Here is a 16,071-nt window from a genome sequence, read left to right as displayed (position 1 = left end):
AGTGATCTTTCCATATCTGAAAGGTATTAATTTTTCATATAACTGAAAGTGCTGCAATAAAATTGCAGGGTTTTGAACCCTAAATTGAGACCAATCAAATTAATCTATTTCAAGCCTCTTCAGAGGCTTTTTATTTTTTGAGTGTTTTCTCTTAAATTTGTTGAAGACCAAATATAAATCAGATGAAACTCCTTCAAATTTTTAGTTTTTTAAGTATTATAATCCTTTCTTCTTGTATAAGCACTAATAAAAACAAAACTACTCCAGAAAAGAAAGATTTAGTTTTCCATTCATCAAAACTTGAACGTAAAAAGAACGCTCCTTTTTCTGATGCTGTAGAAGTTGGTAACACATTATACTTAGCTGGACAAGTAGGTATAAACCCAACTACAGGAAAATTACCTGAAGGTGGAATTGAAGCTGAAACTCGACAGACTTTAGAGAATATTAAGGAAGTACTTAAATTACATGGCTCAGACCTTGAACATGTTGTAAAATGTACTGTTATTTTATCTACCACAGACGATTTTGCTGATTTTAATAAAATTTTCCGAGAATATTTTCCTAAAAATAAGCCTGCAAGAACTACATTTGCAGCCGGTTTGCTCGTAGGAGCAAAAATTGAAATTGATGTAATAGCAGTAAAAGCAGATGGATTTAAAGACGCAAGAGTTAATTAAACAAGGAAAAATGCTTCCACTAATGGAAGAGTTTTATACTATTCAAGGTGAAGGAGCACATACAGGAACTGCAGCTTACTTTATAAGAATTGGAGGTTGTGATGTTGGTTGTCATTGGTGTGATGTTAAAGAAAGTTGGGATGCGAACCTACACCCTCCTACTCAAACGGATTTAATTGTTGCTAATGCAAAAAAATATGCAGAAACAGTTGTTGTTACTGGTGGAGAACCCTTAATGTGGAGCTTAGATTATATTACTACTCAGTTACAAAAACAACAAATAAAAACGCATATTGAAACTTCTGGAGCTTATAAATTTTCCGGCGTTTGGGACTGGTTTTGCTTATCTCCTAAAAAAACAAAACTCCCTCTAGAAAGAGCTTATCAAGAAGCTGATGAATTGAAAATGATTATTCATAACAAACATGATTTTGAATTTGCTGAAGAGCAAGCAGCTAAAGTGAACGATAAATGTTTATTGTATTTACAACCAGAATGGAGTAAACGTGATAAAATGATTCCGTTGATTATTGATTATGTAATGAACAATCCTAAATGGAAAATATCACTTCAAACACATAAGTATTTAAACATACCTTAATAAAAAAAGCGAAACGCCCCGAAGGGCGTTTTTTTGTACCATGGTATTTACTTTGGTTAGAGTAAAAAGGATACGCTTTTGTTTTCTTTTTTCTCATAGATTTTCCCCGACGACTATGATATAAACTTTTATATCCGACCTTACTATGTATAAGGCTTTTTTAGTAACCGTGACAAAGATATTTTGACTTTGAAAAAGAGAGGTATGGTTTTCCCTTACTTTTAGTATGGGAAAACCATACTTTTTTAAAAATTACTAATAATGAAGTATACTTTTCCTATTTGTTTAGTAATTGATTCATAAAGTTATAACCTTACTATTATAACATAAGGTATCAATCTCACAACAAAACACCTCTATTTAAAAAATCAGTTTAACGATATGTTAATTTTTTAACGCTTTTTAACATTATTGATAAATTTCATATATTTGTAGTTCGATGATGAATTTACATACATATAAAATATTGTGTGCAGCATTGGCACAAGTAAGTTTCGGAAAACCTGAAAAGGATTTTTACCGAAACAGAACGTTATTAGACATATTTAGGAAATGATTAAACATTAAAACCAAAATATTTAAGGCGTTCAATTTTTTTTGAACGCCTTTTTTTATGATTTAAACCAATATTTGAAATTGATAACTCACATATAAGAAATTGAAAGTAGTATTTCATAAAATACTGAGCTACAACCACAAGCACAAAACTTTAGTATCTGGATATTGTCCGGGGAGGAATCTTATTACCTAAAAACAATATAACTAATTGATTATCAATAAAATAAGTGTTAAAATTTTTGATGAGAATTTAAAAACTATATATATTTGTCTTGTGATTGATTGGTAATTTATGAATCACATTTAAAAAGTAAAAACAACGTATTATGAAATTAATTTATTTATCAAACAGTTTAAAAGGACGCTCTATAAGAGGTGTTCATTTTGATGAAAGAATAAGTAATGATGTTTTTTGTATACAGCGATATAATGAGAATGATTAAAATCCATTTTCAATATATATAAGTACAAAGGCATCTAGAAATAGATGCCTTTTTTATTAAAAAAAACACATACGAATATTGACAAAAAATTTTGAGATATCGTTAATATTTCGTATATTGATTAGAGAAAATGAAAAGTTATGAAAAAAATATTATTGCTAATTCTAAATGAAAAAGGACGTTTACTCAATGGAACCTTGCGATTACTAAATTTAAATTGTATAGAAATTAATTCTAGAATAATTTAATTAAAAAAATCAGCTAGCGTTACCTAAAAATTGCAACAAACGCTTCCTATTTAACGACAATGTAGAATTTTCTGAAGCCTTAACTCAATAGGCCTTGGTAGTTCAAAGTCTTCGCGGATTGATATCACATCAATTCAATTCTACAAACCACCTGATTTACTCGGGCTGGATGCTTATTGCCCAGATTTTTCTGGAGCTACACAATCGAAAACAACATTCGATCAACTATCAAGCTGTTTTTACGGCTAGGAAAATTATTGTCAACTATTAAAAAGTAAAGTTATGAGAAATTTAAAATTGTTATTGTTAACGTTCGTATTAGTATTAGCTATCGGTTGTACAGACAACACCGAAAACTTAGTTACCGATACAACACAAAATACAGAAATCACAAACACCGAAAACATCAATGCTTTTGATACAGGGGGAGATGGTACAGGAAATGATGGAAATGATGGTAATGGTACTAAAGATGATGGGAAAGGCTAATAATCTTTAATACACAACTGATTTTAACCTCTTACGTAATTATGTAAGAGGTTTTTTTTAGCTTTGTTAATATTTTAAACAAAATAGCGATTAAAAAAATATATTACTTACTGTTTTTCTTAATTACAATTAATTGTTTTTCCTTAGAAATTAACTATTATCAGACTGAAAGCGATAGTATAAATATCTGGATTAAACAATCAAAAAACAAAGAACTTAGGCTTAATCAAAGGAAAAAACTTTTATTCAAAGCTTATAATTATTTTATAAAAAATAATATCAAAAAACCCATAGTACTTAGTTCAATTGCTTATGAATTTTATAAATTAAAGGATACTTTAAACTTTTTTAAAATCAACCAAAAAGCAAATAGGCTATCTGAAAAACTTAATGATTTATATGCTTTGGGAGATTCGAATTGGAATTTAGCAACATATTATTTAAATGCGAAGATTAGAGACTCAGCCTTTATATATTTTAACAAAGCACACAAAGCATTTATAAAAAACAACAATAAAAAGGAGGCCGGTAAAATTTTATATGGAATGGCCAAAATAAAAGGGTTTTACAGGGACTACACAGGAAGTGAAATTTTACTTATTGAGGCTATAAAAATTTTTAAAGAGTTAAATAATTATGAGTCGTTAAAAAACTCATACAATTATCTTGGTTTGCTTCAATTAGACATTAACGAGCATGATCGTGCCCTAAAGTATTTTCAAAAATCAATAGAAAACTATAACAAAACTAATAAAAAGTATTATCCTGCATTTTTTAATAACATTGGAAATGCTTATTATAACGGGGGCCAATACAAAAAAGCAATAGAATCTTATAATAAAGATTTAAATAATAATAATATTAATATAACGCAATATGCAACTCTTTTAGATAACAGAGCAAACTGTAAACTAGACTTAGGAGATACAACAGAAATAAAAAAAGATTTTTTTAGATCTTTAAAAATAAGAGATAGTTTGAAAATAATGCCAGGAGTGTTAATGAGTTATTTAAGACTAGCTAAATACTATACATTTTTAAAAGATACAACTACAGCTATTAACTACTCTAAAAAAGCTAACGATTTAGCAAAAGAGTTAAAAAACGGAAGAGACTATCTAGCATCATTACAACAACTTGCAGACTTACAACCGAAGAATTCAAAAAAATATTTAGATCGCTATATTCAGTTTAATGACAGTTTAATTAGTGAAGAACGTAGAGCACAAAACAAATTTACGCGTATTGAGTTTGAAACCGATGAACATATTGAGCAGAATAAACTCTTAAGTCAGCAACGTATTTGGATATTTTCTGGAAGTTTAGCTGTTTTATTAATCTCTACTCTACTGTATTTCTTACGTGTACAAAAAGTACAAAACGAAAAACTACAATTAGAAGCCGAACAACAAAAAGCTAATGAAGAGGTATATGTTTTAACACTTCAACAACAAGCAAAATTAGAAGAAGAACGTGTTAATGAACGTAATCGAATTTCCGCAGAATTACATGATGGTATTTTAGGAAAACTATTTGGGACTCGTGTGAGTCTTGGTTTTTTAGGAATGCAAATGCAACCCGACACACAAGAGCAACATCAAACGTTTTTAGACGAATTACAAAACATCGAAAAAGAAATTCGAGATGTTTCGCATAGATTAAGTGAAAATTTTGACGATGCTACTGTAAACTTTACCACAATTATCGAACAATTATTAAAAGATAAAAGCGTTATTGGTAATTTTAAACCTACTTTTACATTCGATGCAACAATCGCTTGGAAAAGTATTGATGAAGTTACAAAAGCAAATGTATATCGAATTATACAAGAGGCATTGCAAAATATTATAAAACATGCTCAGGCTAAAAATGTAACTTTGGATTTTGGTTTGAAAAATCAGAATTTATTAATTACAATTACGGATGATGGTGTAGGCTTTGACTCAAAAAAAGGCAAAAAAGGAATAGGAATAAAAAATATTAAAGCAAGAGTTGATAAATTAAGCGGTTCTGCGAACTTTTTTTCAAAAATCGACCAAGGAACTACTTTAACGATAAAAATCCCTTATATACCTAAAAATGCAGCATAAAAAGTATAATGCGTTATTAATAGATGATCATCCTTTAATTGCAGAAGCGTATAAAAGTGCTTTTAAGTTTATTGAATCTAGAAATGAAGGTGTTTCATTTCATATTTTAACAGCTACCGATTGCGATTCTGCTTGTGAAATTGTAACTGATTATGTAGAAAAAAATGATTTCTTAGATATTGTTTTTCTAGACATGCGTTTACCGCCTTCTAAAGATGGAACGTTACTCTCTGGTGAAGATTTAGGCTTAAAAATAAACGAACTATTACCTGAAACAAAAATTATTGTTTCTACTACTTTTAACGATAATTACAGAGTACATAGTATTTTAAAAAATTTAAATCCTGAAGGCTTTTTAGTCAAAAACGATTTAACACCGGCCGAATTAGTACAAGCAATTGAAGAAGTACTAACAGACCCACCTTATTACAGTAAAACAGTAATGAAACTATTGCGCAATCAGGTTTCAAGTGATTTGCTATTAGATGATATTGATAGAAAAATATTGTACGAGATTTCTATTGGAACAAAAACCAAGGATTTACCAGAAATTGTTCATCTTTCTATGCCTGCTATTGAAAAGCGTAAGCGACAATTACGAAAGATTTTCGCTGTAAGTTCTACTGATGATAGAGAACTTATTTTAACCGCTAAAGACAAAGGTTTTATTTAGTTTTAGAGGTTAGAGGTTAGAGGTTAGAGGTTTAAATATTTTTTTTAAATAAAAATCACCCTAAATAATTATATTAAAAAAGCTCACTTTTCAGTGAGCTTTTCAGTTTTTTATATCTTCTAAGATATCTACTCTTTGTAAACACCCATATTTGCATATTTATCCATACGCTTAGCTACTAGAGAAGTTTCATCTAAATCTTTCAGCTCATCGAAAGCTGATAAAATTTGATTCTTAACTGCTTCAAATGCACCTTGTCTATCAGTATGTGCTCCTCCTGCAGGTTCTTCAATAATTCCGTCAATTAATTTTAACTTCTTCATATCATCTCCTGTTAATTTTAAAGCCGCAGCAGCTTGCTCTTTAAACTCCCAACTACGCCACAAAATAGAAGAACATGATTCTGGAGAAATAACTGTATACCATGTGTTTTCCATCATATATACTCTATCTCCTACTCCAATTCCTAAAGCTCCACCTGAAGCTCCTTCACCAATAACAATAGTAATAATTGGCGTTTTTAAACGAGTCATTTCAAAAATGTTACGAGCAATCGCTTCACCTTGACCTCTTTCTTCTGCCTCTAAACCTGGATAAGCTCCTGGAGTATCTAATAAAGTAACCACAGGAATTCCAAATTTCTCAGCCATTTTCATTAAACGTAACGCTTTACGGTATCCTTCTGGATTTGCCATACCGAAGTTACGATATTGACGCGTTTTAGTGTTATATCCTTTTTGCTGTCCGATAAACATAAACGATTGATCTCCGATTTTTCCAAGACCACCAATCATTGCTTTATCATCCTTTACGCTTCTATCACCGTGCAATTCCATAAAAGTATCTCCACAAATAGCCTTAATATAATCTAACGTATAAGGTCTGTTTGGGTGACGTGATAATTGGACACGTTGCCAAGGCGTTAAGTTTTTGTAAATATCTTTTCTAGCTTTTTGTAATTTTTTTTCGATTTTTTTGCACGTTTCAGTAACGTCTATCTCACTTTCTTTTCCGATATCATGACATTTTGCCAACTGATCTTCCAACTCCTTAATTGGCATTTCAAAATCTAAATATTCCATTTTATAAGTTTGATTTCCGAATTGTTTGTAAAAGCAAACATACTAAATTATCGTTGTAATTTCTTTTTAATTTTTGAAGAATTTTTCAATATACCATTCAACAATACCACAAATAACACTATAAAAGCTCCGTAATAAAACTCGACATTCATCTGTTCTTTCTCTCCAAATATAATGAGAGCCAATACTATAGCATATATAGGTTCTAGATTTATGGTAAGCATTACTGTGTAAGGTGTTAAATATTTCATTACCCTAACAGAAGCTATAAAAGCATAGGCTGTACAAATACTTCCTAAGATGGTTAAATACAACCAATCGGCACTTTTTAAAAGGAAGAAATCAGTAGTAAAACTTCCTTTAAAAGCTAAGAAAATGGTTACTACCACCACACCAAAAAACAGTTGATAAAGTGATATTGTATCTGCCTCATATTTCTTAATGAAAATTCCATTTAACACTGCAAATAAAGCAGATAAAGAAGCAGAAATCAAAGCATAGATAATTCCTAAGCTGTATTGACTTTCAAAATTAAAAATGATGTACAATCCAACCACAACCAACAATCCCATAATCATTTCTGTAGGATTGATTCTCCTTTTAAAAAAAATAGGTTCTATCAATGCTGTAAAAAACGCTCCTGTGCTCATTGTAACCAATGCTACTGATACATTAGAAACTTTAATAGCTTTAAAAAAAGTAATCCAGTGAACGGCTATTATAGCTCCAGTAATAAAAAATTTTAATACAGCTTCTTTAGGTATTGAAAATGATTTCTTTTTGATAAGAAAGTAAATGCAAATAAAAACGACAGCAATTAACATTCTAAACCAAACTAAAGGAATCGCTTCAATAGAAATTAACGCACCTAAAATGGCTGTAAATCCCCAAATGAAAACTATAAAATGTAATAACAGATAATTTTTAAGCTTACTTTCTTGCATTGATATAAAGATAAAGAGCATAAGCTCCAAAAATAATATTTGGCATCCACACGTTAAGTAAAGAGTTGGCACCTGCAACTGCTCCTAATACTTCGGCTACTTTTAAGAAAAACACATAGACGAACATTATAGCAATACCTACAGCTAAATTAACTCCTATTCCTCCTCTTCTTTTTCGATGTGCTAATACAACTGCAATTAGTGTTAGAATATAAGACGCTAAAGGTAGACTTGTTCTTTTATACAGTTCTACTAGGTAGGCATTTAAATTTTTAACTCCCCTTTTCTTGGAAATTTTTATAAACTCAGCTAATTCAGGTGAAGGCATTTCCTGAGCCATGGTAGATTTGTAGTTAAAATCTCTTGGAGTGAAATTAAACACCGTGTCTAGTTTATTTCCTGAGAATATACTATCTCTATCCTTAAATATCTTTCTTTCTTTCCAGTTTAATAATGTGAAAATACTGTCTTTCTCATTCCATCTAATTCTATCTGCTATGAGTTTGTATTTTAACTTTAAACCATCATACGTTTCAGTTGAAAACTGATGCCCAGAATTTCTTTTAAGATCATAGGTTTGAACAAACATATACGTGCTATCGGTTAACTGCAAACTAAAATCACTTATCATTTGATCTTGATAGCGTGTTTTTTTTAGATAGGTATTCTCGAAATTCTTTCTTGTTTTACTACTCGCAGGTACTATATAATGATTCATATACAATGCAACTGCAGTAACAATTGTTGCCCCAACAAAATAAGGATATAGAAAACGGGTGAAAGAAATTTGAGAACTATTTATTGCAACAATTTCTGTATTATTTGCTAATCTAGATGTGAATACAATAACAGCAATAAACAATGCCAGCGGCATAAATGTATTGGTGTAATAAATGATAAAGTTCTTGTAATAGTCATTTACTATTATGAAGAAAGTTAGTGTTTCATCTCTTAGAAACTTATCAATTTTTTCAGAGATATCAATAGCTACCGCAATGGGTATAAGAATTAACAACGTAAATAAAAACGTTGTTAAATATCTCTTTAATATGTACCAATCTAGTATTCTCAAAACTACAAACGATTACTCATTTGTTTTACCATTTTATCTTTCCAATCAGCAAAATCTCCAGCTTTTATATGCTTTCTAGCTTCTCTCACCAGCCATAAATAAAAACCTAAATTGTGTATAGAAGCTATTTGTTTTCCTAGTAATTCTTTTGAAGCAAATAGATGTCTTAAATACGCTTTTGAGTACAGAGTATCTACAAAAGTTATTCCCATTTCATCAATTGGAGAAAAATCGCTTTCCCATTTTTTATTTTTGATATTAATGGTTCCATGAGCAGTAAATAACATTCCGTTTCTAGCATTTCTAGTAGGCATTACACAGTCAAACATATCAACTCCTAATGCTATATTTTCAAGAATATTAATAGGTGTTCCTACTCCCATTAAATATCTAGGTTTATCTTCTGGTAGAATTTGGCAAACCACATCAGTCATAGCATACATTTCTTCTGCAGGTTCTCCTACTGATAATCCACCAATAGCGTTTCCCTCTGCTTCTACAGAAGCAATAAACTCAGCAGATTGCTTACGTAAATCTTTATAAGTACTTCCTTGCACAATTGGAAAAAGCGTTTGCTCATAACCGTATTTTGGTGGCACTTTTCCTAAATGCTCAATACATCTTTTAAGCCAACGATGTGTCATATGCATTGAACTCTTTGCATAGTTATAATCACAAGGATACGGTGTACATTCATCGAATGCCATGATAATATCTGCACCGATAGAACGCTGAATTTCCATTACATTTTCTGGCGTGAAGAAATGCATTGAACCATCTATATGACTTTTAAACTTTACGCCTTCTTCATTAATCTTTCTTCTTCCTGATAATGAATACACCTGATAACCACCACTATCTGTTAAGATATTTCTATCCCAATTCATGAATTTATGTAAGCCTCCGGCTTTCTCAAGAATATCTGTTTGTGGTCTTAAATATAAATGGTAAGTATTACCTAAAATAATATCTGGATTGATCTCATTTTTTAACTCAGATTGGTGAACTCCTTTTACGGAAGCTACTGTACCTACTGGCATGAAAATAGGTGTTTCTATAGTTCCATGATCAGTGGTTATAACACCAGCTCTGGCTTTACTTTTTGGATCGGTAGATTCTAACTTAAATTGCATAGTTGACAAAGATACATAATTGGAAGAATGTGAAAACTTAAATGTTTCTAAATCTATTTTTTTCTTTGGCGTCCAAAACGTGCTTTATAATCCCTTTTAGAAGAAGTATCTTTTTTTGTTGGAGGATTTTCTTTGGAAGCTTCTTCAGTTTTACTTGACGACTTAACAAAAGCATTAATTTTATCCATTTCGGTGTTTGATAGCTCTCTCCATTCCCCAGTTTTTAAATTACCGAGCTCAACATTCATAATCCTTGTCCTTTTTAATTTGGTTACTTCATAACCTAAAAACTCACACATACGTCTAATTTGACGATTTAATCCTTGTGTTAGAATTATTTTAAAAGTATTTGTATTAATCATTTCTACCTTACATTTTTTGGTAACAGTTCCTAAAATTGGAATTCCATTACTCATTCTCTGTAGAAATCGATCATTAATTGGTTTATTAACTGTAACTATATATTCTTTCTCATGATTATTCCCTGCACGAAGTATTTTATTTACAATATCGCCATCATTGGTAAGAAATATTAGACCTTCTGAAGGTTTATCCAATCTTCCTATTGGAAACAATCGTTGGGGATGTCCTACAAATTTTACAATATTTTTGCGCTCTTTACTATCTGTTGTACACACAATACCGACAGGTTTATTAAGAGCAATATACAATGTCTTAGGTTTTGCTTTTAAAGGCTTACCATCAATTTTTACAATATCTCCCTCAAAAACTCTATTTCCAAGTTCGGTAGGCTTTCCATTTATTGTAACTCTACCAGCAGTAATTAAACGCTCAGCTTCTCTTCTAGAGCAAATTCCAGTAGCGCTTATATATTTATTAAGATTGATTGAATCCTGATTGTTTTTTTCCATCAAGGCAAAATTAAACTAAAAAACCTCAGTATTAGCTGAGGTTTTTATATATATTATTTTTTAGGTAAACACTAAAACATGATCATTTTTCTTGTACATCTAGCTAAACTAGGACGACGATCATAATCAAATCCAAGCGTAATCATGTGCGTACCATTATTAAATCCTACAATTTCATTTACCGTAATACTAAATCCATAAGAAACATAAAACTTATCTTTCTTTATTCCAAATAACGGCGCAATGGCATTTGGTGTAAAAAACTGATCGTTTAAGAACGTATAACTAAGTCCTCCCCACACATAACCATTAAATATTTTCTTTCTTAATTTAACGTTTAAGTCGGTACGAGATCTTTTACTTGCTTCAAAATATTCAACAAAAGCTGAAGGCTCTAGTTCTGTATCTCTATTAATTCTATGATTATAGTTCGTATAAACAGAATACCTTCTTAATACTCTTGGTTCACCAGTACTAAAATCTTCAATGTTTTTATCTAATAAGTTTACCACATTAGCACTAAATGCAAAACGATCGAAACGGTATAACATACTTATGTCAAAATTCGAAGAGTTTAACACTCTATCTGGGACAGGTTGAGGTGTGTTGTTCTCTGAAGTATCAATACCAAATTGAATAAAACTATAACTTAATCCAAAAGATAAAAAACTATCATAAACGTTACTTAATGTTAAATGACTTGCTAAAGATAAACGTACTCCTTTTTGAGATGTAAATCCATTTTGATCATTAAACATGGTAAGGCCACCACCAAAACGCTCTGCCAATCGAGCTTCTAAGCTTAAAGATTGAGTATCTGGAGCATTTTCTACTCCAATCCACTGACTCACTCCATTTAGTCTAACTTGTAATCCCGATCCAATTCCCGCATAAGCTGGAGAAATTAAAAATGGATTATCAGCCATGTGATTAACATACTGTGGTAAATCAATCTCTTGCCCAAATAATTTGGTAGCTAATAAAAATAATATGGGGATTATTCTATACTTTTTCATCTAATAATTTTATCTATATAATGTAAAATGACCCATTAAATTTCTTCGTTCACCAGATAACTCTAGATACTCAATTGTATACCAGTAATCTCCAGATGGCATTGGACGACCTTGATAAAGTCCATCCCATCCAATTTGAACACCATTATACTTTTGAATTTCTCTACCATATCTATCAAAGATAAACACTTTAAGCTGATGATAATCTTGAACATTTATTGGATACCAATAATCTTGAGTACCGTCTCCATCTGGTGTAAAGATATTTGGAACCTCAATTGTAATATAAACGCCTTGAACCGTAATAGATTGCTCACAGCCTCTACTATCTCTTACAACTATTGTGTAATCTCTAGTTTGCGTAATAATGAATTGATTTTCAAATGAGAATTCACCTCCATCAACACTGTACTCATAAGGTGGAATTCCTCCAGTAGCATTTGCTATTAACATATTAATTTGAGAATCGTCAATGGTAAGTTGAAGCGGATCAACAACATCTACTTCTACTGGTGTTATTATTCTTACACATCCATTAAGATGTTCTACTTCTAATGTATAAGTTCCTGTAGCTGTAACATTGAAAACACCTGTGTCATTACTAGCACTTTCTGGTCCTGTTAATGTATATACTACATCATTCTGATGAATATCTGCAACTGTTCCTGTTATAGTAGCTGTGCTATCACAATTGTAAGTCACTTCACTATTAAATTGTAAGTCGACAGCAGGGTCAAAAGTAAATGCTGAGGTTACTGTTGTACATCCTCTACTATCTCTAACAATTACAACATAAGTTTGTCCAGCTGTTAAATTATCAAATACTAATCTATCAGCTATAAACGCTCCTCCGTTTAAACTTGTTGAATAAGGAGGTGTACCTCCAGTAATTGCAACTTCGAATGAAGGTTGAGTATCCTCAATACATAATTGTTGTTGAACAGTAGTTAAATCAATTGTAGCTTCTAACAATGGTGGCTCAACAATCGTTACAGTAAGAATTTGGAAACATCCTCTTTCATCTTGTGTAGTAATTGTATAAGTACCAGCAGCTAAATTGTTAAACTGATTACTAGTTTGGAATCTACCTGGCTCTGAATCAATTTCATATACATATGAACCTGTTCCTCCTGTTGCAGTTATTGTAATACTACCATCTGTAGCTCCATTACAACTTACATCTACGTGAGTTTCTGTAACTTCTAACAATGGTGGATCAACTATTTCATATTCAGCTGTAACTGCAATACAATCTTGACTTGTAACTCTAATACTATACGTTCCTGGACCAATATTATCGAAAGTATTAGAAGATTGTGGACCAGAAACAACAGCTCCGCCTCCATCTAATAATTCGTACATATAGTTTCCTAAACCTCCTGCTGCTGCTGCAGATAATACAGCATTAGCATCTCCATTACATGTAATAAATGCCGATGTAGTATCTAAAGTAGCTGTTAACGGAACTAAGGCAGGAACAGATACTAGAGAAGGTGTTGAAATACATCCATTTGCATCTCTGACAAATAATTCATAATCTCCGGCAATAACCGAGAATGTGTTACTCGCTACAAAGTTTACACCATCAATACTATACTCATACGCTCCAGTTCCTCCTGCTCCAGTAACTTCTATTGTTGCATTTGGCGCTGTACATGTTATAATAGATGTAACTGCTGCCGATGACGTAACATCACTTGGCTCAGCAATTGTAATTGGGAATGTATTACTACAACTAAACTCATCGTATACAGTAACTACATAGCTACCTGCTCCTAATCCTGTAAATACGTTGTTAGATTGAATTGTTGATACACTTCCATTTGGATACGTTAAACTATAAGAATAAACTGCTGGACTTCCTTGTCCTCCAGATACAGAGTTAACTTCTATAACCGCAGTCTCTTCTCCCTCACAAGCAATAGTGCTAGTTTCAACAACTGTTGCATTTATTGTTGTTGGATCAGTTAATGTAAACGTATCTGTTACAGAACAACCGTTAGCATCTCTTACAGTTATTAAATAACTACCTGAAGATAATCCATCAATAATATTATTTGTTGAGAATACTTGAACAACCGTTGTTGTTGAGGTGTTTTCTAATTGATATTCATAAGAACCCCAACCACCATTAGCGTTAATAATTACTTCTCCACTATTTGGTGAAATACAACTGATAAGGTTGGTTGTAAATGAAACTCCTAGTGCAGCTGTAGGTTCACCAACAACAATCTCTTCAGAAGTAACAGGACAGAACGGGCTATCCGTCATCGTTACACTTACATAGTAGGTTCCTGCTCCTAATGTATTAACAGTCGTTGAACCACTAACTCCCGTTCCTGAACTTGCAATGGTATCATCGCCAGTTGCAGCCGTACCATTCGTATTCATTACTTGGTAATCGTATAAACCAGTGTAAGGACTACTAGATGGGAAATCGAAAGTTATACTACCGTTAGTATCACCTAAACAAACTACATCTGAGATATTAGTTATATCTAAATTAAATGTAGGTGGTGGACTAACTTGATGATCTGTTGTTGCAATACATCCTGTGGTTGGATTTGTAACTGTAATCGTGTAGATATCCTCTGCTAAACCTGTAAATATTCCTGTAGTGTTTGTTGCACTAAATCCTGTATTAGCTCCGCTGATAGCAAAGTCTGCCGTTAATGCTGCTGTTGAGGTATACGTTACCGTAATATCTTCGCCTGTAGCACAATCAATCGCTTTGTCAACTGTTACTACTGGATCACTTATCGCATTAAATGCTGCTATGTTTACACTTGTATTGGCTGTACATCCTTCATCATCATAAACATCAATACTTACTGAACCACCTGATGTATTTGTAGTAGCAAAAGTAAAACTTGTGCTATCCTGTGTCTCTACTGCTCCAACTGCTGGAGTATACGTAAAGACAACTCGTACATACGTTCCACTTCCGCCTGATACATCTGCCGTGTTAACCGTGACAACTGCTGCATCGGTAATATTTGCCGTTGAACATCCAAACTCCGTTACAACTGGTGCAGCTGTGAATGAAACTGGAGCTAACTCTGTAATAGTTACTGGACCTGAAACAGTAGTACATCCATTACTTCCTGTAGCCGTAATAGTGTACGTATTTGGTGGTAAGTTTATAAACTGATTTGTAGTAATACTTCCAACTCCATTTGGATCTGGACTAATCGTATAACTCAATGGTAATAATCCATTATCTGTAGCAGTCATCTCTATGATACCTGCACTACTTCCATCACAATTTGCATTGTCTACTGCAACTGCTGTAAACACCGGATTGATAATTGGATCTATTGTAATATCTCTTGTTCTTGAACAGTTAGGTGTTGCTCCAACATCATAAACATTTACGGTATACGTGTCTGCTGTAGAAACTGAGAACGTAACTGTACTTCCTGCAATAGCAACACGTGCTACAACTACTCCCGCTCCACTATCTAACACCTCATATTCATAACTTCCAGAACCTGAACTAATCGATAATTCAACCGTAGCATCTGGACTAGCCGTACAATCTAATTTCTTAGTCTCTGTTAAACTGAACTCTAAGTTCGGTAATAACGTAATTGATGGACTTGGACTTGTACCTGGACAACTATTACTATCAACTACTTCAACAGTATAAGTACCTGCTGGTAAATTCGTAAATACATTACTTGTCTGGTTACGAATCTCTGTACTACTAGCATCTAATAAAATGTAAGTATATACACCTGTTCCTCCAACTGCTGTTATTGTGATACTTCCGCCGCCTGTTAAATCACATGCATTATCATCTTTAACCAATGTGAAGGTAACTGGAACTGGATCTGCCAACGTTACTGTATCTGTATCGATACATCCATTAGCATCTCTAACTCTAACGGTATACGTACCAGCTGATAATCCACTAAATACATTACTTGTACTGTAAGCAGTGATAATCGTTGTTCCTACTGCATCGGCTAACTCATATTCATAACTACCCCATCCGTCTGTAGCGTTTACTGTGATACTTCCATCACTTCCTCCACTACAACTTACTGGACCATCAACAGTAGTAAAGTCTAAAGCTGCTGCTGGACCACTGATAGTAACCTCTGGTGATACTACCGGACAGAATGGACTTGCTGTCATCGTTACACTTACATAGTAAGTTCCCGCTCC

General features: G+C 32.4%; 12 protein-coding genes. 5 read left to right on the top strand and 7 right to left on the bottom strand.

Translation table 11 applies throughout. From position 1 onward, the window contains the following. Positions 1-182: 182 nt before the first annotated feature. The 5 genes from EV195_RS16395 to EV195_RS16375 all read left to right on the top strand — a co-directional run bounded on the left by EV195_RS16395 (position 183) and on the right by EV195_RS16375 (position 5,782). The gene (locus EV195_RS16395) at positions 183-680 is read left to right on the top strand and encodes a RidA family protein (RefSeq protein WP_132796063.1); all 498 of its coding nucleotides are present in this window, start codon (positions 183-185) and stop codon (positions 678-680) included. Further along, the gene (locus EV195_RS16390) at positions 652-1,281 is read left to right on the top strand and encodes a 7-carboxy-7-deazaguanine synthase QueE (RefSeq protein ID WP_132796062.1); all 630 of its coding nucleotides are present in this window, start codon (positions 652-654) and stop codon (positions 1,279-1,281) included. Before EV195_RS16395 ends, EV195_RS16390 begins: the two co-directional genes overlap by 29 nt. Before the next feature lie 1,531 nt (positions 1,282-2,812). Continuing rightward, on the top strand, positions 2,813-3,019 hold the full coding sequence (locus EV195_RS16385; RefSeq protein ID WP_132796061.1) for a hypothetical protein: 207 nt from the start codon (positions 2,813-2,815) through the stop codon (positions 3,017-3,019). Positions 3,020-3,564: 545 nt separating this feature from the next. Next, positions 3,565-5,109 carry a tetratricopeptide repeat-containing sensor histidine kinase gene (locus EV195_RS16380; protein WP_132796060.1) on the top strand — a complete coding sequence of 515 codons (1,545 nt, stop codon included), beginning with the start codon at positions 3,565-3,567 and terminating at the stop codon, positions 5,107-5,109. Beyond that, complete coding sequence (locus EV195_RS16375) at positions 5,099-5,782, top strand: response regulator (protein ID WP_132796059.1); 684 nt, start codon at positions 5,099-5,101, stop codon at positions 5,780-5,782. The genes EV195_RS16380 and EV195_RS16375 overlap by 11 nt, the downstream gene beginning before the upstream one ends. Before the next feature lie 128 nt (positions 5,783-5,910). Here the strand turns inward: EV195_RS16375 and EV195_RS16370 are convergent, their stop codons facing one another. The 7 genes from EV195_RS16370 to EV195_RS16340 all read right to left on the bottom strand — a co-directional run. After that, complete coding sequence (locus EV195_RS16370; RefSeq protein WP_132796058.1) at positions 5,911-6,864, bottom strand: acetyl-CoA carboxylase carboxyltransferase subunit alpha; 954 nt, start codon at positions 6,862-6,864, stop codon at positions 5,911-5,913. Positions 6,865-6,911: 47 nt separating this feature from the next. Further along, on the bottom strand, positions 6,912-7,808 hold the full coding sequence (locus EV195_RS16365; protein WP_132796057.1) for a DMT family transporter: 897 nt from the start codon (positions 7,806-7,808) through the stop codon (positions 6,912-6,914). Further along, positions 7,795-8,880, bottom strand: coding sequence for an LptF/LptG family permease (locus EV195_RS16360; RefSeq protein ID WP_132796056.1), 1,086 nt, complete (start codon positions 8,878-8,880; stop codon positions 7,795-7,797). The genes EV195_RS16365 and EV195_RS16360 overlap by 14 nt, the downstream gene beginning before the upstream one ends. Before the next feature lie 2 nt (positions 8,881-8,882). Next, positions 8,883-10,013 (bottom strand): tRNA guanosine(34) transglycosylase Tgt, encoded by a 1,131-nt coding sequence (tgt, locus tag EV195_RS16355; protein WP_132796055.1) that lies wholly within the window; start codon positions 10,011-10,013, stop codon positions 8,883-8,885. 53 nt (positions 10,014-10,066) lie between these two features. Next, entirely contained in the window at positions 10,067-10,885 is an 819-nt protein-coding gene (rluF, locus tag EV195_RS16350; protein ID WP_132796054.1) for a 23S rRNA pseudouridine(2604) synthase RluF, read from the bottom strand. A 71-nt stretch (positions 10,886-10,956) separates the two neighbouring features. After that, positions 10,957-11,901: a PorP/SprF family type IX secretion system membrane protein gene (locus EV195_RS16345; protein ID WP_132796053.1), complete on the bottom strand. Its 945-nt coding sequence runs from the start codon at positions 11,899-11,901 to the stop codon at positions 10,957-10,959. 9 nt (positions 11,902-11,910) lie between these two features. Then, positions 11,911-16,071, bottom strand: a 4,161-nt coding sequence (locus EV195_RS16340) for a T9SS type B sorting domain-containing protein (protein WP_132796052.1), incomplete at its 5' end; no start/stop codon positions are given.

This window comes from Tenacibaculum skagerrakense (assembly GCF_004345825.1).
Lineage (GTDB): Bacteria > Bacteroidota > Bacteroidia > Flavobacteriales > Flavobacteriaceae > Polaribacter > Polaribacter skagerrakensis.
Note: the sequence above shows the minus strand (reverse complement) of the source record. Positions and strands in the feature narration are given on the sequence as shown.